Genomic DNA, 23,829 nt, shown 5'->3' on the forward strand with positions numbered 1-23,829 from the left:
ATCATAAGGGGGAAGTCAGACGTATGTTCGGGAAGAGAATTGTGGCCTTCCTTGGTGTAGTTGTGATTGCGTTCGGCGTTATTGCCTGGACGAGTCCTACGCTGGTCAAGGATGTGAAGCTGGGCCTGGATTTGGCGGGCGGCTTTGAAGTGCTGTACGAAGCGGAGCCGTATGAAGGCGGCACGGCGGTAACGCCGGAATCACTGAAGCAGACGGCTAAGAGCTTGGAACGCAGAATTAACAGTGCTGGACTAGTGGAACCGGAAATTACGACGGAGGGTGCGAACAGAATCCGCGTTCGCTTGCCGGGAGTGGAGAATGACACAGAAGTGCGTGAACTGCTTGCCAAGCCGATCAATCTGACCTTCCGCGCTCCGGATGGTACGATTAAGCTGACAGGCACGGACTTCAAGGAGAACAGTGCAGGCATCGCGTTCAACGAATTGAATCAGCCGATCGTCACGATCGAGTTGAAGGATGCGAAGAAATTCGAAGATGTGACCAGGGAATTAATCGGTCAGTATTTATCTATTTATTTGGATAGCGAGGAAATCTCCAGTCCTGGCGTGAATGAAGCAATCCCTGGCGGTTCGGCCGTCATTACGTTAGGGAATGCGCCGGTAGAGGAAGCGAAAGAGCTGCGTGATCTCATTAATATGGGCTCGTTACCACTCAAACTGACAGAAAAGTATACGATGAGTGTCGGTGCGAAGCTGGGTATGGATTCCTTGAAGGATACAGTTACGGCTGGTATCATCGGCTCGCTTATCGTCTTGGCATTTATGATTGCGATCTTTCGCGTGCCTGGATTTGTCGCTTCCATTACGATTATTACGTACGCTTGGCTGCTGCTCCTCGTGCAGAATTTGATGAACGCTACCCTTACATTGCCAGGTATTGCGGCTTTCGTATTGGGTGTCGGAATGGCTGTCGACGCCAATATTATTACTGCCGAGAGGATTAAGGAAGAAATTCGCAGTGGTAAGAGCATGTTGTCTTCTCTGAAAGCGGGCTCCAAAAACTCGTTCCGCACCATTATGGACGCCAACATAACAAGTATCATTGCTAGCGTCGTTTTGTACTATATCGGTGATGGAGCAATTAAAGGTTTTGCATTAACGATGATTTTCAGCATTCTGGTTAGTATCGTTACGAATATTTTCTTCGCGCGCTTCTTGTTGACGCTGTTGGTGCGCAGCAACAAGTTTATGAAACCGAGCTATTACGGCGTGAAGGAGGCAGAAATCCGTGAACTATAATACGAAGATTCGTTACGATTTCGTTAAAAATCGAAACAAGTTTTTCACTTTTTCCATTGCGCTGACGGTTGCGGGAATTTTGTCGTTGCTCCTGTTCTCGTTAAACTTCGGCGTTGACTTCAAAGCCGGTACAAGCATGGATATCTCCATCGGCAAGTCGGTCACACAGCAGCAAGCGAAAGAAGTGCTTAGCAATCTAGGTTATGATGACATTACGCCTACTGTAGGCGGTACCGGCAATGAGCGCATATCCATTCGCTTCGATGAGGTGCTCGATGCACAGCAATCATCGACAGTTATGAACGCAATGAAGGAGAACTTCGGCGAGGATACCTCCGCAGAGGTCAATGTCGTCTCCCCCGAGCTTGCTCAGGAATTGGGCATCAAGACGATCTGGGCTATACTGATTGCCAGCATAGGCATTATGGTCTACGTTATGATTCGATTTGAGTGGCGGTTTGCTCTTGCAGCCAATATATCTATATTGTACGATAGCTTTGTTGTCGTTGCTGTGTTCTCTATATTCAGGCTGCAGGTGGATTTGCCCTTTATTGCGGCAGTGCTGACGACGCTTGGTTATTCGATCAACGACAAGATCGTTATATTTGACCGTATTCGAGAAAATTTGCGATTTGCTAAAATTAAAAATGAGGAACAGCTGTCCGAGCTTGTGAATGCGAGCATCTGGCAGACGATGGCCAGGAACTTGTACACCGTCTTGACGGTTGTCATCGTAGCAGGTTGCATATTGCTGCTCGGCAGTGAATCGATTCGCTTGTTCTCGCTTGCCCTTATTGTGGGACTTATCAGCGGGGCGTACTCGACCGTCTGCATTGCAAGTCCTCTTTGGTTGCTACTGAAGCGTTTCGGCAAGGAGAAGCCGAAGACAGCAGAAGTCAAGCCTGCGCCATAAGAATCAAAGGAGATGAATTTCGGTACCAATGGTAACGCGACATCGACAAAGCAGCAAGCAAGCCGTAAAGAAGTCATGGCGGTTCTGGGAATTTGTGCTTGCTCCGTTGAGACGGAAGCAGCGCAAGCATCGGAAGAACATGGAAGAGGAAGAGTCAGCCGATGAAATGATGGCTGTTGTACAGCGAGTTGAGGGAGTCGTAACGGTGCAATCGCTTCGTGCCCGTGAGCATGGGCATTACGTCGTTGCGGAGATCGTCATAAGCGTGAACCCCAAAATCACCGTACAAGAGGGACAGGACATTGCCAAGCGCATAAAGCTTCTGCTCATGCATCGTTTTATACATTTATCCGAAGTGATCATTTATGTGGAACCATACGATCCAGGATATCCTTATAAGTCCAATCACGATCCTAATCAGGAGCAGATGCCGACACTGCTGCAATAGCCAATCGTCAGCAGGAAGGGGATGAGACCTGATGATTCAACGTAAAACCCGCTGGGAGTTGACAACTTGGGATGTCTCTAGTACCGAGCAAGCTCAGCTGATAAGCCAAGCGCTTCAAGTATCGCCTCTAGTGGCTAGACTGCTGGTGCAGAGAGGCTGCAGAGATGTGGAGAGTGCTAGCATATATTTATATGGTGACGCGGAGCGCTTTCATAATCCTTACTTGATGAAGGATATGGATGCTGCTGTCGCGCGTATTAGGGAAGCGGCTGAGAAGGGCGAGAGGGTACGCATTTATGGCGATTACGACGCGGACGGCGTATCCTCGACCTCGCTCCTGGTCCTCGTATTCCGTAAGTTGGGCTTGTTATTTGATTATTACATTCCGCATCGTGCGAAGGAAGGCTACGGACTGAATCGTCGGGCGATGGAACTCGCTCGCGAGGATGGCGTAACGCTGATTGTTACTGTTGATACAGGTATAAGCGCTTATGATGAAGTGGAGTATGCCAAGAAATTAGGGATCGAGATGGTCATCACCGACCATCATGAACCACCGAATCGAATTCCGGATGCATGTGCTGTCGTTAATCCCAAGCGAACAGACTGCGCATATCCGTTCAAAGGACTTGCCGGCGTCGGAGTCGCTTTCAAGCTGGCAACAGCTTTACTGCAGCGCCCTCCTTTAGAATGGGCGGATGTGGTTAGTCTGGGCACGATTGCCGACTTGATGCCGCTGGAGGATGAGAACAGAATTATTGTACGCTATGGGTTGAAGAGACTGAGCGAAGGGAAGCGCACAGGCTTCAAGGCGCTTGCCGAAGCGGCAGGTATTGAATTGGAGCAGATCACTTCCACGAGCATTGCCTTCAGTATGGCACCGCGCATTAACGCAGCGGGCCGGTTGGATCACGCCAAGAGAGCCGTTGAGCTTCTGACGACAGAGAGCTACGACGAAGCGATTCTCGCCGCAGCTGGATTGGACAGTTTGAACAAGGAGCGCCAACGGATCGTTGAAAATATGGTGAAGGAAGCGGATAAGCTTTGGGAAGCGAAGCTGCGCTCAGCTGAAGCGGAAGGAAAGGATGCACCGGCAGTCATAGTTATCGGAGCAGAAGGATGGAACGTTGGCGTTATCGGTATCGTCGCTTCCAAGCTGCTCGACCGTTATTACAAGCCTGTTATCGTCTTCGGAATAGACGGTGAGACAGGCATGTGCAAGGGCTCGGCCCGATCTATTGAAGGGTTCGACCTTTACGCTGCGCTTACAGCATGTGAGGAACTGCTCGATCATTATGGCGGTCACCAGGCCGCTGCAGGCATGAGCTTGCACTGTGACAGTTTGTCAGCGCTTGAGCAACGATTATCGGAGTTGGCATCGGAGTGGTTATCCGAGGAGGATTGGGTTCCCAAGACGAAGATTGACTTGGTCTGTACATTGGAGGAAACGACATTGGAGACGATATCTCAGCTGTCGTTGATGGAGCCATTCGGCATGGGCAATCCTTCCCCACGCGTTATGATTGAGGGCGTTCCAGTTGCAGACATGAGAGCGATCGGCAAGGAAGGGAAGCACCTGAAGCTGACACTCGGCATGGCTCAGGGCGGGTTGGATGCGATCGCTTTCGGCATGGGCGAGCTGAAGGGCCGTCTACATGGGGCAGCAGCTATCGATGTAGTAGGCGAACTTTCCGTTAATGTGTGGAATGGACATCGTAAGCCACAACTGCAGCTTCATGATTTGCACGTCGAGCCAGACACACTCTCTCACTTTCCCACGCGTGAACAATTCGGGGAAGTATATCAGCTTCTAAGACGGGTGGGAACTGTTCAGTGGAGCGGATTATGTGAGAAGCTAAGTGCAAGATGTGACATGCAACGGGATGTTGTCGTCTTTATTCTGGATGTGTTCCAAGAGCTGCATTTCATCGAAGTGAGAGAAGGCATAGTTCAGGTTGCGGCTGCCCCGGGAAAACGCGATCTTGCGACCTCCAGCCGCTATTGCTCTGCACAGCAGCTGTATATGAACAAGCATGCTTCTCCTGTATAAAATAAGCCAGCAATCATTTATATTCAGCATACGAGTATTCCTCTATTTGAGAAAGGATTGACCTTGCGTGTCAAAAGAAACCTATCCATTCAAAGACTACATTCGAGTAATTCCTGACTTTCCACAGCCGGGTATTCGCTTCAAAGACATTACAACCTTACTGAAAAACGGGAAAGCGTACTATGCTGCGATTGAAGAGATGAAAGAAGCTGTACAGCATTTGAATGTTGACGTTGTTGCAGGGCCAGAAGCGCGCGGTTTCGTAGTGGGCGCTCCTCTTGCTCTTGCACTCGGCGTAGGCTTTACTCCTATTCGAAAAAGCGGCAAACTGCCAGGCGAAATTGTTACGGCCGGATACGAGTTGGAATATGGCAAAGATCAACTGGCGATGCATAAAGATGCTATCGAGCCCGGCCAGCGTGTACTAATTGCTGACGATTTGCTGGCAACTGGCGGCACGATTGAGACGTCCATTAATCTTGTAAAACAGCTTGGCGGCGAGGTTGTAGGCGCAGCATTTCTAATTGAGCTGGCCTATTTGAACGGACGAGACAAGCTGGGAGAGATTCCTCTGTTCTCGCTTATGACCTACGAATAGAGTTTTTTCGGAGGGTAACGTTTTTACCACCACCGTTTATCGGTCTGAGGATGGTCAGGCTCGATAAGCGGTTTTTTTGCTTCGTCTTCTCATGTCGGAAGTTGACGGGGTGCTGCACTTAAAGGCATAATATTATAAAACTGTGTTCAATAGAGTGAAATCTGGCGATACGCTTGGAAAGGGACGTTTCATGGGCATTGAGCAATTACTGGAGAAAGCATCTGTTTATATGAAGGAGCAAGATCTCACACGCATCAGGGAAGCATACGACTTTGCCGAGAGAGCCCATCATGGACAAGTGCGGAAATCGGGTGAGCCTTACATTCTTCATCCTGTGACGGTTGCGGAAATATTGGTGGATATGGGCATGGACGTCGTGACGATTATTGCGGCTCTTCTTCATGATGTCGTTGAAGACACAACTGTGAATTTGGAGACCGTGAAAGAGAAATTCGGCGAAACCTGCGCAATGCTTGTCGATGGCGTAACGAAGCTGGAGAAAATACGCTTCCAATCCAAAGAAGAGCAGCAAAATGAAAACTACAGAAAAATGTTCGTGGCTATGGCGCAGGATATTCGAGTTATTCTGATCAAGCTTGCCGACAGGCTTCATAATATGCGAACGTTAAAGTACCAGTCAGAGGATTCGCAGAGGCGCATTGCCTACGAGACGCTCGAGATTTTCTGCCCGATTGCTCATCGGCTCGGTATTTCTGCGATTAAATGGGAAATGGAGGATATTGCACTCCGATATTTGAATCCGCAACAATATTATCGCATTGCCAATCTCATGAAGAAGAAGCGGGCGGAGCGGGAGCAATTCATTGACAACGTCATATCTCAGATTACCGAGAAGCTTGAGGATATGGGGATACAAGGCGACATATCCGGCAGGCCGAAGCACTTGTACAGTATTTATAAGAAGATGACGACGCGCAACAAGCAGTTTAATGAAATCTATGACCTGCTGGCTATTCGCATCATTGTGGATAATATTAAAGATTGTTACGCCACTTTAGGCATCATCCATACGTTATGGAAGCCGATGCCGGGCAGGTTCAAGGATTATATCGCCATGCCGAAAGCCAATATGTATCAATCGCTCCATACAACGGTCATCGGCCCGAAAGGCGAGCCTACAGAAGTTCAAATTCGAACCTGGGACATGCACCGCACTTCAGAGTACGGTATCGCGGCTCATTGGGCTTACAAGGAAGGCACGATTGTGCCAAGCGGTAGTTTCGAAGATAAAATGACCTGGTTCCGTGAAATATTAGAGCTGCAAAATGAAACACGCGATGCAGCGGAGTTTATGGAATCGCTAAAGATGGATTTCTTCTCCGATCTTGTCTTCGTGTTCACACCAAGCGGAGAAGTTATCGAACTGCCCGCCGGATCGGTTCCGCTTGATTTTGCTTATCGCATTCATACAGAGGTCGGCAATCGAACGATTGGCGCGAAGGTCAATGGACGCATTGTTCCATTGGATCATAAGCTGAAGACGGGTGATATCGTCGAAATACTAACTTCCAAGCATTCTTACGGACCAAGCCAGGATTGGGTGAAAATCGCGCAATCTTCTCATGCTCGTAGTAAAATACGACAATGGTTCAAAAAGGAGAAGCGGGAAGAGAACGTCGCGAAAGGCCGCGATCTACTGGAGCGGGAGCTACGGAGGCTTGGACTGGAGCCGCCGCAATGGATGACGGACGATAAGTTAATGCAAGCAGCGGCTAAATTCACATTCCATGACATTGAGGATATGATGTCGGCGATCGGATTCGGCGGCATTACGGCTGCCCAGATCTGTACCAAACTGACAGAGAAGATGCGTAAAGAAGCCGAAGAAGCCAATCAGATCGAGCTTACAGCCGAAGTGAAGGAAATGAAAGTCGGAACGACCAATCGGAAAAACCGTCCCAATCATGGCGTCACCGTTAAAGGTGTGGACAACTTGTTGGTCCGGTTTGCTCGTTGCTGTAATCCAGTGCCGGGGGATGCTATCGTAGGTTATATTACGCGCGGGCGTGGTGTATCCGTACACCGAATGGACTGCTTGAACATTCCTTTTGGCGGTGAAGGAGAAGAAGCGGAACGGGTTATCGAAGTGGAATGGGAAGAGTCCAATGAGGCAAATTACAGCGTTGATATTGAAATTACCGGTCATGATCGGCGAGGTCTGCTTAATGAAGTGCTTCAAGCCGTATCGGAAAGCAAGACCAACATCTCAGCTGTAACTGGACGTTCGGTGAAGAACAAGATGGCGCTTATTCATATGACGGTATTGATTCGCAACATTGATCATTTGTCAGCCGTTGTTGAGAAGATTAAGCGGGTCCAAGATATATATTCCGTCCAGCGCATTATGCAATAGAGGTAGAGGGAGAATATCAACATGAAAGTAGTCGTACAAAGGAGCAAGCAAGCTCAAGTAACTGTGAATGGAGAAATAACCGGTAAAATAGAGCACGGAATGGTTTTGCTTGTGGGGGTAACTCATGAGGATTCGGAGTCTGACGCGAAGTGGATGGCGGACAAGCTGGCGGGACTTCGCATTTTTGAAGATGAGTCTGGCAAGATGAATCTTTCCATACTTGATGCAGGCGGTGCGATCTTGTCTATCTCTCAATTCACATTGTATGGTGAATGTCGGAAGGGGAGACGTCCCAACTTTATGGCGGCCGCTCGACCGGAGCATGCCGAATCCTTATATGAGTTGCTTAACGGCTACTTGCGGGAAACTGGTCTCACAGTCGAGACTGGAAAGTTCGGCGCTGACATGGATGTTGAGCTTGTCAATGATGGTCCGGTCACATTAATCGTCGAGAGCGGCGCTTAATATTTCAGCTTCTGGCAACACTATGAATATCCGCTTGCAGCATGTGACCGTTCAGGGACTTCTATTGATGATGATGGGGAAGCCTGGACATACTTGGGGATAAATCTTATCTCGAATGACGAATGCAGCTTGCGGCATATCAAATAGCTGGGAGCTGTTACACAATGCACCAATCAAGGAAAGAGCAAGCAATGGTAAGAGTTTCACGCAGATTGCCAACTGTAGGTCTTAGGGAAGCGCAGATTATGTCTACGCATGAAGGCGATGCGGAATTTGCTGAAGAATGGGAGAGCAAGGCACAACATGTCAGAACTCCTCGAAAATGAAACGCTTACTATTCTGTAACGATACTGTAATCTTTTCATAATGTCACTTTAACAATGGGGGCATATAATAACTATTGACCCCCTTTTTTATAATATAACTTTACTTTGGACCTGCATATCTGCAGGTTTTTTTCTGTCCACTCGTGCCTAAATAGTGGCGTAGCGGCCTCGTTATCCCTTCTTGTTGCTCCATAAACCTTACCCTTCCTTTCATTCAGTAACTTCAGTAACGAACTTCAAATAAATCCAAGTTTCGCTTCGCGGCCGTTATATTAACGCGATTCCAACAGGCCTCGCTCTCCCATCGGCTCAGGAGTTTCGTGTTCAGTTATCAGAATAGTGGCATATTTTCTAGTTTTTCACTTCGTCTCCAGGAAGTCAACTTTTACGATTTACCAACTCCACTAAATAGAATCTCAAAAGAAGCCGCTTAGCGTTCATCTGATTCATCCCAATTCGATCTACGTGCCAAAGTAGTTGAAAATTCATTTTCGTCAGCGATGTATTGATAAAACTCATTACTCCATTTTTCCTTCCTCTTCCTGAAGAAAGGGGAGAGTGAGCAGGTTGGAAAAACACCTGATATTGCGAAGAATTTGTTCAGCAACACCCGTGTAAAAAGTTAGCGATTTTCAATTTGTAAGACCATCTCAATAACTAAACAAATCAATATTTATACGAACATTTGTTTGCGTTATGAGGGAGGTTATGTTAAAATAAATAAGAACGAGTGATCGTGGGGGGTAAGTATGCTGGAGGATGCCGTAAAGCAATTTCAGTCTCAATTCAAGACAGAAACGGAATGTATTGCTTTTATGGAAGAGGCAAGATGGCCGAACGGATTTCGGTGTCCTTTTTGCGAGTGCTCCGATGCTTACAGCATATCAACACGATCATTGCCTTTATATGAATGTAAGGGGTGCAATGGGCAAACATCGCTAACCTCTACTACCATGATGCACAAAAGCCGCACGCCAATCTACAAATGGCTGCTGACGATATTCCTTGTTTCTTCTTGCGAAGGCAGTGTCAATGCCGTTCAATTGTCTAAGCTGCTGCAAGTTACGTATAAGACTGCATGGAGTATGCTTAAGAAGATTCGACAGGTGATATCCGATTGGGATGCAGATCAGTTGTTGTGCGGCGATGTGGAAGCTAAGCATGACATCTACATGAAGCAAATCATCATCACGGAAGATCGTATGAATAGGGAAAAGTCGCTTGTTGTAGCTAGAGGGAATCATGTAACAGAACAGCAATTGAGATGCTCTGATCATGTGACTTCTGGCAATACGAATGCTCCGTATTACAAGATTAAATTGATTGAGCGCGAGGGCGAAGTGAGGAGAGCTCTGTCTGGTACGGAGCAGCAACTGTTCATAAGAAACTATTGTCATCCAGATCAGAAATCGTTGCAGTTTCAGGTTAAGCATACCCGAAATCGCAAATTTCCATATGAAGATATCAAGGATTATTGGGTGGATGGTTATGAATCTGGAGACACGAGTGAGAAATTTCGTGTAGACGGATGGAGTGCAGCAGCGGTCAACGAAAAAATTAAACAATGTCCATTTCTATTCCCATTAGCTATCATTGCCGCGGAGGCATATCGTTGGGTAGCTGAAACATTCCACGGTATAGGCATGAAATATGCTCAGAACTACTTGGATGAGTACTGCTTCCGAATGAACTATAGTTGGGGACAATCGAAGTCGTCGCGTATGACGCCTTTAATGTGTTTGCTTCAACTTGTGCTAACGGGAAAAGACAACCTCTAATCCTATGCGATGATGCGCTCAGCTGTTGACTTTCTGTAAGAAGAGGAGTAAAATATCTAATCAGTTATATCTATTGTGAGAAACAAGGGATGATGATTTCAGAGATATTAACAAAGAGATATTAACAATTAATTGAATTGATATCTTGTAACCAAATGATGATTCGATGACGGGACAAAGTAATTTTTCATGGTATATACAGAGACGGGTGTCAATAGGCTGCAAGCACCCTTATATCGGATGAATGAAAAAACCTCCCCGAGAACAAATGGCGAACAGCGTGAAAACTGGTTGTGATCCTTCTGGAGCTTAATGAATCGGCCCAGGGAGTGAGCTTATTAGCCATTTGCGGTTGACGGACGTTACCCGTTGTGAAGCGAGCGCTCGAACATCGAGCAGACTCGGAATTTGGGTGGTACCACGGGAGAACTCTCTCGTCCCTTTCGGTTATGCCGTTAGGGACGAGAGTTTTTTTGTTGCTCCTGAATTAACATTGCGAAGAATATGAGTGAGGAGGGGTTGCAGTGGCATTTCAAAAATCGCCTGGAACGCAGGATATTTTACCTGGAACAGTTGAAAGATGGCAGTTTGTTGAGAATAAAGCAAGAGAGGTGTGCAGGCGCTATCATTTCCGGGAAATTCGGACACCCATCTTCGAAGCGACAGAGCTTTTTCAAAGAGGTGTCGGCGAAACGACGGATATTGTGGAGAAGGAAATGTACACATTCCAGGATCGAGGCGACCGCAGCTTGACGCTTCGTCCGGAAGGCACTGCGGGAGTAGTCCGGTCCTATGTCGAGAATAAGCTGTATGGCGAGCCAGATCCGTCCAAGCTTTATTATATCGGACCTATGTTCCGCTATGAGCGGCCGCAAGCAGGTCGCTATCGCCAGCTTCATCAATTCGGAGTAGAGGCAATAGGATCTATTGATCCCGCTCTGGACGCGGAAGTCATTGCGCTGGGTTACACCTTCTATACCGAAGTGGGACTGAAAGGCGTACGGGTCGAAGTTAACTCTGTCGGAACGCCGGCCGTACGGGCTGCATTCAGGGAGAAGTTGCTCCAGTATTTGGAGCCAAAGCGCGAGCTGCTATGTAAAGACTGTCAGTCCAGAATGGATCGCAACCCGCTGAGGGTATTGGATTGCAAGACAGACGCGAAATACTTCGATGATGCGCCTTCTATACTGGATAGTCTGGATGAAGAATGCCGCAATCATTTCGAGAAGGTGAAGCAGTATTTGACAGATATGAATATTCCGTATGCTATCAATCATCGTCTTGTAAGAGGTCTTGATTATTATACGCATACCGCATTCGAGTATAAAGCGGCAGGAATCGGCGCTATTGATACAATCGGCGGAGGCGGACGCTATAATGGGCTCGTTGCCGATATTGGCGGTCCTGATCAGCCCGGGGTAGGTGTCGGATTAGGACTGGAGCGGACGATTCTGTTGCTGGAGCATCAACAGACAGAGCTGCCTAATAGACATGAGCTTGACGTATATCTGGTAGCACTTGGTGAAGCTGCAGAACGGGAAGTGCCCCGTATGCTGTATCAGTTGAGGAGCCAGGGACTATCGGCAGAGAAGGATTACGGTGGTCGCAAGATGAAAGCCCAGTTGAAGTCAGCTGATCGCATGGGTGCTGCCTACACCGTAATACTCGGCGAAGATGAGCTGAGCCGCGGCGAGGTCGCGCTGAAGGAAATGGAGAGCGGCGAGCAGGCGATGGTTCCGATTAAAGACCTTGGAGCTGTAATTAATGCTAAGCGGAACGGCCAAGGTTAATGCTGTTACAATTCATTCAATAGCAAATAGAGCAGAAGTGAGGAGATTATTATGACAATGCTTAAAACGCATCATTGCGGTATGCTGACCAAAGCCGATGTAGGGACAACTGTAACGTTGAATGGGTGGGTACAGCGCCGCCGTGATCTCGGTGGTGTGCTATTCATAGATTTACGTGACCGTTCCGGGATTGTTCAAATTGTATTCAACCCCGACTTTTCCGGTGATGCGCTGGCGATTGCAGATCGCGCGCGCAGTGAATATGTACTTGCCGTAAAGGGAAAGGTTGTCGAGAGAGATCAGGAAACGTTCAACCCTAACCTGGCAACCGGCGAAATTGAAGTGCGTGTAACAGACATTGAAGTGATGAATAGCGCCAAAACGCCTCCGTTCCAGATCGAAGACGGTGTTGAAGTCGATGAATCGATTCGCTTGAAATATCGTTATCTTGATATTCGCCGACCGGAAATGCAGCAAACATTGCTGCTACGTTCCAAAGCGGCAAAGGTGTTCCGCGATTTCCTGGACGGACAAGGGTTCCTGGAAGTGGAAACGCCTATCTTGACGAAGAGCACGCCTGAAGGCGCACGTGATTATCTGGTACCGAGCCGGGTGCATGAAGGCGAGTTTTTCGCCCTGCCGCAGTCGCCGCAAATTTTCAAGCAATTACTGATGGTCGGCGGACTTGAACGTTATTACCAAATCGCGCGTTGTTTCCGCGATGAGGATCTTCGTGCGGATCGCCAGCCCGAGTTCACGCAAGTCGACATTGAGACATCCTTCCTGTCTCAGGATGACCTGTTGGGGATGATGGAGCAGCTCATGAGCGAGCTGCTGCAGAAGACAGTCGGGGTAGAGCTGGAGTTGCCTTTCCAACGCATTACCTATAAGGATGCGATGAACAAATACGGCTCAGACAAGCCGGACCTGCGCTTCGGATTGGAAATTGAAGATATTACGGACATTGTGTCCTCCAGCGATGTAAAGGTGTTCGCCAGCGTAGCGGCAGGCGGCGGGGTCGTGAAGGCACTGAACGCAAAAGGCTGCGCAAGCTGGAGCCGCAAGGAGCTGGATGATCTTCAACCATTCGCGGCACGCTACGGCGGCAAAGGGCTGGCATGGATTACGGTTAAGGACGGGGAATGGCGCGGACCGATCGTGAAATTCCTTAAGCCTGAAGAAATCGAAGCGCTGACTGAGCGCCTTCAAGTAGAGGAGGGCGACCTGCTTACATTCTCCGCGGACAAACCAAAGGTCGTCGCCGACGTGCTTGGCAACCTTCGCCTGAAGCTAGGACGCGACTTGGGGCTTATCGACGAGTCCAAGTTCAAGTTCGCTTGGGTCGTAGACTTCCCTCTGCTGGGATGGGACGAGGATGCGAAGCGTTATGTGGCGGAGCATCATCCGTTCACGCGTCCGAATGAGGAAGATCTATCCTACTTCGACAGCGATCCTGGCCAAATCCGCGCGCAAGCGTACGATCTTGTGCTGAACGGATATGAAGTAGGCGGCGGTTCCATGCGAATATACAAGCGCGATGTACAGGAGCAAATGTTCAAGGCACTCGGCTTCTCCATGGAAGAAGCGCAAGAGAAATTCGGCTTCCTGCTGGACGCATTCGAATACGGAACGCCTCCACACGGTGGCATCGCCTTCGGCTTCGATCGACTTGTTATGCTGCTGGCGGGCCGTACGAACCTGAGAGAAACAATCGCCTTCCCGAAAACAGCAAGCGCGACCGATCTGCTCTGCGATGCGCCATCCGAAGTGGAGACATCCCAGCTGGAGCAGCTTCATATTCGCACGGTTGTAAAGCCGAAACAGCAGGCGGCAGCAGCGGCTACTGAGAAGGCATAGTAAAGCGAAGATATACGAAAGGAGGCGGCTGCAAGTGCTCCATCAATTCTCACGAACGGAGCTGGCAATCGGACCCGAGGGTCTGCAGCGAATGAAGGACAGCACGGTTGCCGTGCTCGGTATCGGCGGAGTAGGTGCTATCGCTGCCGAGGCGCTAGCCCGAACAGGAGTAGGTCGAATCATTCTGATCGATAAGGATGTTGTAGATATTACCAATATCAATCGACAAATCCATGCGTTGACAACGACTGTAGGAGAGCCAAAAGCGGATTTGATGCGCGATCGGATCAAACTGATTAATCCGGAATGCGACGTCATTGCACTGCGAATGTTCTATACGGAAGAAACGTACGAGCAGCTGTTCAGCTATCCGCTTGATTATGTGCTGGATGCGTCCGATACGATTGTGTACAAGATCCATCTGATCAAGCAGTGTCTGGAGCGGGGCATTCCGGTCATCTCCAGCATGGGGGCCGCCAACAAAATGGACCCGTCCCGATTCCAGGTGGCAGATATATCGAAGACGCACACCGATCCCATTGCCCGGGTCGTGCGCACGAAGCTTCGCAAGGACGGCATTAAGAAGGGTGTGAAGGTTGTCTTCTCCGATGAAGAGCCAATTAAGCCAAGGGAAGATGTTACGCAGCGGATCGTACCGGACAACGCTCCAGAAATTCGCAAGGCGCAGCAGCCGCCATCCAGCAATGCATTTGTCCCGCCTGTGGCAGGACTGATTATGGTCAGTGTAGCCGTGAAGGAATTACTGGAACACGAATAACAAACGAGGACATCGCCAACGTCTCTTCACATGAGCTTGGCGATGTTTTTTGTTTTGGAGACGGAGATGTCTCCATGGGTGTACTTATTTCATGTGAGCAAGTATACTGGTGAAATTAGGCAAAGTGGTGCGCTCAACCAAAGCTGTGCTATTCGAGTTTAAGTATGCCTAAGGCAAGGGGTACGAGTAGTAATATTATGAAAACGCTAACATTCAGTTGCCTGCTTCGAAAAAGTACGTTGCAGAGTGAACTGGGAGAGCATGCAGGAGGGAACTGATTGATGAAGAAACCTAATGTCATCTATGTATTCAGTGATCAGCATCGGGCGGAAGCTACCGGCTATTCAAGAAATCCGGATGTGCGTACGCCTTATATGGATCAGCTGAGCCTGGAGAGCCTGAACGTTGAGCTTGCCGTTAGCAATACTCCGTGCTGTTGTCCATACCGCGCTACGCTAATGACGGGACAATATCCCAACACCCATGGCGTATTCGTCAATGACGTGCAATTGGGACGCCGAGCCGTATCGATCGCCGAAGCTTATGCTGATGCGGGATATGATACGGGCTATATCGGAAAGTGGCATCTGAATGGGAGGGGACGGAGCGCATTTATTCCGCAGGAGCAGCGACATGGCTTTCATCATTGGCAAGTGCTGGAATGTACGCATGATTACAATCATTCGCATTACTATGAAGACGATGATCTAAAGCTCATGTGGGACGGTTACGATGCGGATGCGCAGACAGACAGCGCCATTCGCTATATACAGGCACGCTCAGACGGGGATAAGCCATTCTTTCTCCTGCTGTCATGGGGACCGCCGCACAATCCTTATGATACGGCTCCGCAAGTTTTCAAAGACATGTACGATCCGGAAGCCTTGCAGCTGCGTCCCAATGTGCCAGAGGATAATAGGGAGGAAAGCGCAAAGGACTTAGCGGGCTATTATGCGCATATATCGGCATTGGATGCTTGCTTGGGAAAACTAATGAGGGTCATAGAAGAGACAGGCATAGCAGAGGATACGATATTGGTATATACGTCGGACCATGGCGATATGCTAGGCTCCCAAGGAGCGAACAGGAAGCAGAGTCCTTGGGATGAGTCGATTCGGGTACCGTTCCTGCTCCGCTATCCCCGTCTGTTGGGTACCGAAGTCCAGAAGTTCAGCAATCCGTTCAATAGTCCGGATATTATGCCGACTATGCTTAGCTTATGCGGCATATCGATTCCGGATAGCGTGGAAGGAAGAGATTATTCGTCGTACTGGAGAGGAGAGGCTGCATGTGAGATAGAAGAAGTTCTTATCCAATGCGTGCAGCCTGCCGGGGAATATAGCAAAAGCCGCGGCGGCCGGGAATATAGAGGAATTAGAACAAAATCCTACACCTACGTTCGCGACTTGAACGGGCCTTGGCTGCTGTATAATAACGAGTCTGATCCCTATCAGTTAACGAATCTTTGCCATGTGAGTCAGTATGAATCGCTTGTGAAGGAGCTCGATGCCAGATTATCAGACATTCTGAAGGAGCGGCGGGATGAATTTCTGCCTGGCGATGCGTATGTGCAAGCGTGGGGATACGAAGTGGACGAGACGGGAACGGTGCCATACGTAGACTGAGATGACCGGAAGGCTGGAACTATCCTTTCCGCTTATGCTGGAGACGCCACGTAAGGATATGCTATGATCTTCATATATCATAGATAAGGGTTGTGCAGTGAAATGGACTTATTCAGTTATGACGAAGAAGAGCGGCCGCGCGCCAGATTGCTGGCGGACCGGATGAGACCTCAGACGCTTGACGAATATATCGGACAGGAGCATATTGTCGGGCCGGGCAAGCTATTGCGGAGGGCGATTGAAGGCGACCAGGTATCATCGATTCTGCTCTACGGCCCTCCTGGCTGCGGGAAGACGACGCTCGCGCATATTATATCGGTTCGTACGGAAGGAGACTTCATCAAGCTTAACGCCGTCGACGCGACCGTGAAGGACGTCCGGGAAGTCATTGAGCAGGCGCGCACGAAGAAATCGCTGTACGGCAAGAAGACGATATTGTTCCTGGACGAGGTGCACCGCTTCAACACGTCCCGCCAGGACGCGCTCCTTCCTGCCGTGGAGCAAGGCATTATCGTCTTCATTGGGGCTACCACGGAGAATCCGTTCCATCATGTGAACGGGGCCTTGCTGTCACGTTCCACGCTATTCCAGTTGGAGGCGCTGGACAAGCGCCATGCCATGGAAGCCATGCGACGGGCTATCGCTGACGTAGGTAAAGGTCTTGGCTTCATGAAGCTTCATGTGGAGGAAGCGGCGCTGGAGCATATGGCGGAGATGGCGGGGGGCGATATTCGCCGCGCCCTGAATGCGCTTGAGCTGGCGGCTGTCACGACGCCGTCGGAGCCAGACGGCTCTGTCCGGATTACGCTGGAGGTAGCCCAGGAATCCGTGCAGAAGCCGACGATTCGGGCTGACCAGTCGACGCAATACGATGTGCTGTCCGCCTTCCACAAGAGTGTCAGAGGCTCCAGCGATGCGGCGCTGTTCTGGTTCCTGTATGCCGTGGAGAAGCTGGGAATGGACCCTATGACGTTCCTTCGCAGGCTGATTGTGGCATGCAGCGAGGACATCGGGCTGGCGAATCCCCAGGCGATGGTGCAAGCCGTGACAGCGATGGACGCTTATCATAAGATCGGCTGGCCAGAATCGAAGTATAATATTGCCCAAGCGATCTTGTTCGCGGTGGAAAGTCCGAAGTCCAATGCGACAGCGATTGCAATCGGCAATGTCATGGCGGCGCTGGAACGGACAGGCAATGCGGAGGTGCCTCTGCATTTGCGCGATACGCATTATAGCGGCGCTAGCAAACTAGGGCATGAAGGCTATAAGTATCCACATGATTATCCGAATCACTATGTCAAGCAGCAATATTTGCCCGATCCCCTGTTAATTAAGAGGTTCTATCAAGCGACTGAGCAGGGGATGGAGGATCGCATCAGGCAAAATCAACAGAGGCGCGAGAAGTAGCTGGTTAGGCAACTGCAGGTAATGAAACGAGACATTGCTGGAATGGCAATGTCTCATGACATGGCGAACATAAGGCCGAAATAGCCGAATACGGCTGACAGCAGGCCGGAAGCCAATGCGATGTACGGTCGGTCGATCCGATAGGCCGACCGTATACCGTATGCCATCAGGCCGGCAGCGATAAGCATTAGAATGCTCTCCATGCTCCAATGCAGTTGTAATGTCGTATCAGGGCCGAAGGAACCCTTGAACAACGAAGTGAACAGCGGCGAAGGAGGCACGGTTCCCAGCGTCACCTTCACGTCGTGAGGTGGCGCTTGTTGTCCCATGTAGCCGGTTGCAGCCAATACTAGCGCGGCAACGGCGGCTTCTGCGCGAAGCCATCTGCCGGGCTTGAACGATGGATTGCGCATTAGCATTGACTTATAGCGGAATCCGTTCGTGTAGGCAAGTAACAGCAACGGTACGATAAGCAGATGCTTGATTAACATCGCTTGGCCGTAAGGCAGCATCCATCCGTTCAGGTATTGTGGCGTCGTGAACGTCATCAGTGTGAAGCCGGCTATCAGAGCCAACATTGCGCATCCCACTGCGAAGGGGGAGAACCAGCGCAGCCATGCTTCCCAATTCTGGCTGTCTCTTGCGAACATACCGACGATGAACAGCGTTCCGAGCCACAGAGTGACAGGGAGAAAGTGAAGCGTATGTACGATCAACCCTTTCATGCTGCTTAGAGATGAAGCATGGCTGGCATAGCCGAGCCAGATGATCAGCAACAGCACGATGAACAGAGCGACCTTCGGCATGTGGCGGTCGTTGCGGAACGACCGTACGCTAAGAAGGAATAGAAGTCCAATCGAGCTAAGCAGCGTCCAGGTCCAAGCGGTGCCCGCTTTCACGTCCAGCAACAAACTCTTCATCATCTCCCAATAGGTTAGCTCGAAAGATGTTGCATAGGATACGTTCAACAGATGGATGGGCACGAAAGAAAGAACAGGTATGGCGGTCGCGCTGCCAATAAGCAACCAGTGGGGGACGACGAGCGCAGGTTTATGCTGCTCTGGCACAAGCCTGAGCAGCATAGCTCCTGCCAAAATAGCGAAACTTACGTAGAGTAGGCTTTCGCTTATAAATGCCATTACTTGCGCCTCCCGAGCACGATCAATAGCGCAGCCGCGATAAGCACGATGCCGATGATGATGAATAGCGTGTAATTGGTCTCCGGCTTAACTGTATTATCGCTGTCGGCCTGTACTTCGGCATTATCCGCATCGTTGTCTGCTTCGGGCAATGTTGTAGGCGCAGGAGTGGGCTCAACGGATGGCTCCGGAGTGGCGTCCCCTTCTGTCGGCTCCTCTGTTGGCTGTTCAGTAACAGTGGTCGGAGCGTCGACAGTAAAGCTGTAATCCCCTTCTACCGCATGACCATCCGCTCCGATAATCGTCCAATTCACCGAATATTTACCGTTATTTAATGACGATGGAACGGTTCCTTTAAGCGTGTCCCCGCTAACCTTTATTTCTTCGGCCTCAACCTGTTCTCCAGCCTCGTTAAATAGCTTGAATGTGCTCAGCTTCTCTATCTTGGTATTGAAACGGAGCTCAATGGAAGTTGGCGATTCCTTGATGACGGCGTTAACCGCTGGTACAGCTTCCGTCAGTTTGGAATGCGCCATTGCAGCTTGCGGTACGACGAACATCAATACCATTATAAGTAGAAATAAACGTTTCATTGCATACTGCCTCCTGACAAATCTAGTGGTGCTCCGCAAATGCGGCAGCTTCTTGCATTATATCAAATAGTTCGTGAACGTTGCATTCGGCTGCGTGAGCAATTCGTTGCAGAGATTTGAACATTTCTTGAATGACGGTCAACATATGGCATAACCACCTCAGAATAAAATAGAAGAGAGGGAAGTTCAGTATAAGGGAGGTGTACCTGCAGACGACATTGCGTATATGATCGTACGAAGGGATGTATGCAACCGGATGCAGGGAGTCAGTGGGTGATCCTTTACCGACAGGCTTATCAATGGGGAGCGTTATTTTCATTGTCGTGCTGCATATTTTTTTGTAGCGGTTCATTGGAGCATGGTTACGCATATGCGCACCCGCTATCCCGTGTATGAATGGGACAAAGACAATGTTATCCGCTTTATTCATATGAAGGACTTGATTCGAGAGCATCTCACAAGTGAGACGGATATCAGGATGTTGATAAGGACCGTTACTACCGTGCCGGAGACGATGCCGATCAGTACGTATCGGATACGCATTACGCGTATCGGCTTAAAGCTGTCGCACCCGCATGGCCTCCGCAATCCGGCAGCACCGAACGAACACAATGAAGAAGAGCTCAAGTGACAGGCCATTCATTCGACCTGACGCTTGAGCTCTTTCCCGGTACGCCGCTATTGCAGCTTGTTCACGATGTTGATTCTGCCGCCGCCGAGGCATACTTCGCCATCGTACAGGACGACGGCCTGCCCCGGCGTAATGGCCTTCTGCGGCTCCTTGAACAAGATATATGCCTTGCCGTCCTGCCCCGGCGTAACCGTTACCTCCTGATCGGGCTGACGGTAGCGGAACTTGGCTGTGCAATGGATCGTCCCTTCATCATCGGAAAGCGGTATGATCCAATTCATATCGGTAGCAACGAGACTCTCCGAGTATAAGCTGGGATGCTTCTCACCTTGTACGACGTACAGCACATTTTTCTCCAGATCCTTGTCCGCAACGAACCAGGGCTCGCCGGTTCCGGAACCGCCGATGCCAAGTCCCTGCCGCTGTCCAAGCGTATAATACATAAGACCGTCATGCCGGCCCTTGAGCTCGCCAGTCCTAATGTCAATCATATCGCCGGGCTGAGCCGGTAAATATCCGCTTAGGAATTCCTTGAAGTTGCGTTCCCCGATAAAGCAGACACCGGTACTGTCCTTCTTCTTGGCCGTGTGGAGTCCTGCAGCCTCTGCAATTCGGCGCACTTCCGGCTTAGGCAGATGTCCGATCGGGAACATGGCTTTCCCCAGCTGGCGCTGATTCAGAGCGCTAAGGAAGTACGTCTGATCCTTACCGTTGTCTACGCCTCTAAGGAGCTTCGTCACACCGTTGTCGTCACGCTTAACCCTGGCATAATGACCAGTGGCGAGATAATCAGCATTCAGTTCCATCGCTTTGTTCAGGAAATCGCCAAATTTTATCTCGCGATTGCACATGACATCGGGGTTCGGCGTACGACCTTTTTTATATTCATCAAGGAAATAAGTAAACACTTTGTCGAAATACTGCTTCTCAAAATTAACAGTATAATAGGGAATGCCGATTTCATCGCAGACACGCCGTACATCCTCGGCGTCTTCTTCCGCAGTGCAGTGACCGGATTCGTCAGTATCATCCCAATTCTTCATAAATATGCCGACGACATCATATCCCTGCTGCTTCAGCAACAGAGCCGCCACCGAGGAATCCACTCCTCCAGACATGCCGATAACGACACGGGTTTCAGCATTGCTTTTTGTCATTTTCGCACCACCACCTTGTTGATTAGAGCACCATTTATTGTACCATAATCCTGTAACAATTTCATGAATGCGACATCCTTACTTTACAAGATGGGCCTAGGATATGTTACCATATAGGAATGATAGGAAAACAGTGAGAATTAAGGAGTGTTACCTTGAAAATATCAACGAAAGGCCGTTACGGCCTCACGATTATGATGGAGCTGGCAGCAAACTACGGAGAAGGGCCGATCTCGCTCAAGAGCATTGCGGAGCGGAACGGGCTGTCCGAGCATTATTTGGAGCAGTTGGTTGCGCCTCTGCGCAATGCCGGACTGGTCAAGAGCATCCGAGGCGCATATGGCGGCTATGTGCTGTCCAAGGAGCCGGCGGAGATCACATCAGGCGATATTATCCGCATACTGGAAGGACCTATCTCTCCGGTCGACTTCACGGAAGAGGACGACCCCGCCAAGCGGCAGTTGTGGCTTCGCATTCGCGACAGCATCGCGGAAGTGCTGGATTCCACGACGCTGGAGAATCTGATCTCCTTTAAGGACGAAGAAAATCAGAACAATTATATGTTCTACATCTAGCAGGTGAACCTATGAATAGCTATTACTTCGACCATGCTGCTACGACCCCATTGCATCCTGAAGTCATGGAGCGGATGCTGGAGCTGATGAAGGGGCCGGGCGGCAATGCCTCCAGCATTCACGCGTACGGAAGAGCGTCCAGGAACCGGCTCACCCGTGCGCGTGATCTTGTTTCCAGTCGTGTCGGCTGCCGTCCAGCCGAGCTCTTGTTCACATCCGGCGGCACCGAGAGTGATAACTTGGCGCTGATTGGAGCCGCTCGGGCGCAGAAGCGGCTGGGACGCAATCACATCATTACCTCTGCGGTGGAGCATCCCGCCGTCCTTCATACGTGCCAGTGGCTGAGCCGGGAGGAAGGATTCGAACTAACGGTCGTTCCCGTTGACGAAGCGGGTGCAATCGATCCGCAGCAGGTGAAGGACGCTATGAGGCCGGAGACAGGACTTGTCTCTGTGATGCATGGCAACAATGAAGTAGGGACTGTGCAGCCGATCGAAGAGATCGGCGATATCGCCCATGCAGGCGGCGCGCTATTCCATGTGGATGCCGTACAGTCGTTAGGGTGGATACAATACCGCCTCCAGGAACTGCCAGTTGACTTCATGAGCTTCTCTGCGCATAAAATTAATGGTCCGCAAGGGGTGGGAGCGCTCTATGTCCGCACGGGCGTCCCGTTCGGAGCAGTGCAGCACGGTGGCTCCCAAGAACGGAAGCGAAGGGCGGGCACGGAGAACGTCGTCGGAATTGCCGGCTTCGCCGCAGCCCTTGACATTTGTGTGAACGAATGGCCGGACAAGCAACTATTTATGGAGAAATTACGTAAGAGGTGGATAGAGCTTATTAGAGAGGAGCTTCATGATGTAGAGGTAACCGTCAACGGTCATGAAACCCGCTGCTTGCCTCATATCGTCAATCTCAGCTTTATCGGCGTCGATACAGAGTCCATGCTTATGAATTTGGACATGTCCGGCATCGCGGCGTCAAGCGGTTCCGCTTGTACCTCAGGCTCGTTGGAACGCTCCCATGTGCTGGAGGCGATGAAGCTGCCGCCAGAACGTCTGCAATCCGCGGTAAGATTCAGCTTCGGATTGGGGAATACTATGGAGGATATTCAGAATGCCGCTCCTCTCGTTGCGAGAATTGCGAGCCGCATTCGTAACAGCAAGTAGGAGGGCTCCGAGTCGAATTGATCAGACTTCAGCAATTAATTGGACTTCCTGTCTATGTGAAGGATACCGGGAAGCTTGTCGGTAAAGTGAAGGACGCCTGGTTCGACGAACACTGGCAGCTGCAGGGATTGGTATTGGAGTTCGCCAAGTGGTTCGCTGCAAGCGTTCGAGTGGTGAAGTGGAGCGAGGTTGTGAACTGCGGCAGCGATGCGATCATGATCGACAGTCAGCAGGCGGTGATAACAATGAAGCCGGGACTCGTGCAGCGCGCCTTCCTCTCGGGAGTCGTGAAGCTGAAGGATTTGCCAGTCGTGACGAGCGGGGGGGTGCAGCTCGGAAGACTATCGGATGTTTATTTTTACCCGTTTCAGGGTACACAAATAGTAGGCTACGAGCTTACTGACGGTTTTGTTTCGGATCTGATGGAGGGGCGTAAGTGGCTTAAGGCGTCGGGCGATCCGGATGAAGTGTTGCTCGGAGAAGACGCGATTATCGTTCCTGCCGTCAGTGAATCGGAATTGGAGCCAGTCGCAGCTTCCAATTTCAGTGAATAGGGAGAAGTGTTAAGATGATGAGATGTCCGAATTGCAATAGCAAAGATATCGGAAAAATCGGTTCCCACCAATTTTATTGCTGGGGCTGCTTTATTGAACTGACGGTGAACGGCGACAAAATGTCGGTCTATCAGGTTGAAGAAGACGGTACGCTTAGTTCGCTTGACGATCTGTTCTTTGAAGACGAAGTGGCAACAGAAATTCATGTGAACTGAGTAGATAAGGAGACGGTCTCTGCATAATCTGGACCCTCTGTCAAGGACACTTTAAAAAAGAGTGGTATTGAAGATTTACGAGGCAGACAAAAGATGATTCCTGTATTGAACAGGGGTCATCTTTTTTA

21 protein-coding genes and 1 pseudogene are annotated in these 23,829 nt (G+C 50.0%); 19 read left to right on the forward strand and 3 right to left on the reverse strand.

Annotated elements, in window-relative coordinates; translation table 11 throughout:
* Positions 1-23: 23 nt before the first annotated feature.
* The 14 genes and pseudogenes from secD to ACFQ2I_RS23805 all read left to right on the forward strand — a co-directional run bounded on the left by secD (position 24) and on the right by ACFQ2I_RS23805 (position 17,668).
* Positions 24-1,259 (forward strand): protein translocase subunit SecD, encoded by a 1,236-nt coding sequence (secD, locus tag ACFQ2I_RS23740; protein WP_377568976.1) that lies wholly within the window; start codon positions 24-26, stop codon positions 1,257-1,259.
* Entirely contained in the window at positions 1,249-2,172 is a 924-nt protein-coding gene (secF, locus tag ACFQ2I_RS23745) for a protein translocase subunit SecF (protein WP_377568979.1), read from the forward strand. The genes secD and secF overlap by 11 nt, the downstream gene beginning before the upstream one ends.
* A 28-nt stretch (positions 2,173-2,200) precedes the next feature.
* On the forward strand, positions 2,201-2,620 hold the full coding sequence (locus ACFQ2I_RS23750) for a cation transporter dimerization domain-containing protein (protein ID WP_377568981.1): 420 nt from the start codon (positions 2,201-2,203) through the stop codon (positions 2,618-2,620).
* A 31-nt stretch (positions 2,621-2,651) separates the two neighbouring features.
* Complete coding sequence (gene recJ, locus ACFQ2I_RS23755; RefSeq protein ID WP_377568984.1) at positions 2,652-4,670, forward strand: single-stranded-DNA-specific exonuclease RecJ; 2,019 nt, start codon at positions 2,652-2,654, stop codon at positions 4,668-4,670.
* 67 nt (positions 4,671-4,737) lie between these two features.
* Positions 4,738-5,268 carry an adenine phosphoribosyltransferase gene (locus ACFQ2I_RS23760; RefSeq protein WP_377568987.1) on the forward strand — a complete coding sequence of 177 codons (531 nt, stop codon included), beginning with the start codon at positions 4,738-4,740 and terminating at the stop codon, positions 5,266-5,268.
* 190 nt (positions 5,269-5,458) lie between these two features.
* Entirely contained in the window at positions 5,459-7,642 is a 2,184-nt protein-coding gene (locus tag ACFQ2I_RS23765; RefSeq protein ID WP_377568989.1) for a RelA/SpoT family protein, read from the forward strand.
* A gap of 21 nt (positions 7,643-7,663) precedes the next feature.
* Positions 7,664-8,107 (forward strand): D-aminoacyl-tRNA deacylase, encoded by a 444-nt coding sequence (gene dtd / locus ACFQ2I_RS23770; protein ID WP_377568992.1) that lies wholly within the window; start codon positions 7,664-7,666, stop codon positions 8,105-8,107.
* A 1,075-nt stretch (positions 8,108-9,182) separates the two neighbouring features.
* A pseudogene (locus tag ACFQ2I_RS23775) lies at positions 9,183-9,350 on the forward strand (transposase); the annotation flags it as partial.
* Between the two features lie 36 nt (positions 9,351-9,386).
* Positions 9,387-10,211: a hypothetical protein gene (locus ACFQ2I_RS23780; RefSeq protein ID WP_377569038.1), complete on the forward strand. Its 825-nt coding sequence runs from the start codon at positions 9,387-9,389 to the stop codon at positions 10,209-10,211.
* Between the two features lie 524 nt (positions 10,212-10,735).
* Positions 10,736-12,001, forward strand: a complete 1,266-nt coding sequence (gene hisS / locus ACFQ2I_RS23785; protein ID WP_377568995.1) for a histidine--tRNA ligase — start codon at positions 10,736-10,738, stop codon at positions 11,999-12,001.
* A 57-nt stretch (positions 12,002-12,058) separates the two neighbouring features.
* Positions 12,059-13,858, forward strand: coding sequence for an aspartate--tRNA ligase (aspS, locus tag ACFQ2I_RS23790; protein WP_377569036.1), 1,800 nt, complete (start codon positions 12,059-12,061; stop codon positions 13,856-13,858).
* A 34-nt stretch (positions 13,859-13,892) separates the two neighbouring features.
* Positions 13,893-14,636, forward strand: coding sequence for a tRNA threonylcarbamoyladenosine dehydratase (locus ACFQ2I_RS23795; RefSeq protein WP_377568998.1), 744 nt, complete (start codon positions 13,893-13,895; stop codon positions 14,634-14,636).
* A 281-nt stretch (positions 14,637-14,917) separates the two neighbouring features.
* Positions 14,918-16,261, forward strand: coding sequence for a sulfatase family protein (locus tag ACFQ2I_RS23800; protein ID WP_377569001.1), 1,344 nt, complete (start codon positions 14,918-14,920; stop codon positions 16,259-16,261).
* Between the two features lie 102 nt (positions 16,262-16,363).
* Positions 16,364-17,668, forward strand: a complete 1,305-nt coding sequence (locus tag ACFQ2I_RS23805) for a replication-associated recombination protein A (protein WP_377569004.1) — start codon at positions 16,364-16,366, stop codon at positions 17,666-17,668.
* 53 nt (positions 17,669-17,721) lie between these two features.
* On the opposite strand, the gene ACFQ2I_RS23810 is transcribed toward ACFQ2I_RS23805, so the two are convergent.
* Positions 17,722-18,807 carry a copper resistance D family protein gene (locus ACFQ2I_RS23810; RefSeq protein WP_377569007.1) on the reverse strand — a complete coding sequence of 362 codons (1,086 nt, stop codon included), beginning with the start codon at positions 18,805-18,807 and terminating at the stop codon, positions 17,722-17,724.
* The gene (locus ACFQ2I_RS23815; protein ID WP_377569009.1) at positions 18,807-19,400 is read right to left on the reverse strand and encodes a copper resistance protein CopC; all 594 of its coding nucleotides are present in this window, start codon (positions 19,398-19,400) and stop codon (positions 18,807-18,809) included. Before ACFQ2I_RS23815 ends, ACFQ2I_RS23810 begins: the two co-directional genes overlap by 1 nt.
* Before the next feature lie 358 nt (positions 19,401-19,758).
* Between ACFQ2I_RS23815 and ACFQ2I_RS23820 the strand changes: the two genes are divergently transcribed.
* Positions 19,759-20,031 (forward strand): hypothetical protein, encoded by a 273-nt coding sequence (locus ACFQ2I_RS23820; RefSeq protein WP_377569011.1) that lies wholly within the window; start codon positions 19,759-19,761, stop codon positions 20,029-20,031.
* Between the two features lie 47 nt (positions 20,032-20,078).
* Here the strand turns inward: ACFQ2I_RS23820 and mnmA are convergent, their stop codons facing one another.
* Positions 20,079-21,188, reverse strand: a complete 1,110-nt coding sequence (gene mnmA / locus ACFQ2I_RS23825) for a tRNA 2-thiouridine(34) synthase MnmA (RefSeq protein ID WP_377569013.1) — start codon at positions 21,186-21,188, stop codon at positions 20,079-20,081.
* A gap of 155 nt (positions 21,189-21,343) precedes the next feature.
* On the opposite strand from mnmA, the gene cymR reads away from it, so the two are divergent.
* Genes cymR through ACFQ2I_RS23845 form a run of 4 tightly spaced genes read left to right on the forward strand, consistent with a single transcriptional unit; the run spans position 21,344 to position 23,701 of the window.
* Entirely contained in the window at positions 21,344-21,763 is a 420-nt protein-coding gene (cymR, locus tag ACFQ2I_RS23830) for a cysteine metabolism transcriptional regulator CymR (protein WP_377569016.1), read from the forward strand.
* An 11-nt stretch (positions 21,764-21,774) separates the two neighbouring features.
* Positions 21,775-22,932, forward strand: a complete 1,158-nt coding sequence (locus ACFQ2I_RS23835; RefSeq protein ID WP_377569018.1) for a cysteine desulfurase family protein — start codon at positions 21,775-21,777, stop codon at positions 22,930-22,932.
* 17 nt (positions 22,933-22,949) lie between these two features.
* Complete coding sequence (locus tag ACFQ2I_RS23840; RefSeq protein WP_377569021.1) at positions 22,950-23,486, forward strand: PRC-barrel domain-containing protein; 537 nt, start codon at positions 22,950-22,952, stop codon at positions 23,484-23,486.
* A 14-nt stretch (positions 23,487-23,500) separates the two neighbouring features.
* Positions 23,501-23,701 (forward strand): hypothetical protein, encoded by a 201-nt coding sequence (locus ACFQ2I_RS23845; RefSeq protein WP_377569023.1) that lies wholly within the window; start codon positions 23,501-23,503, stop codon positions 23,699-23,701.
* The last annotated feature ends 128 nt before the right edge of the window (positions 23,702-23,829 follow it).

Source organism: Paenibacillus chungangensis (assembly GCF_042675905.1).
GTDB classification, from domain to species: domain Bacteria; phylum Bacillota; class Bacilli; order Paenibacillales; family Paenibacillaceae; genus Pristimantibacillus; species Pristimantibacillus chungangensis.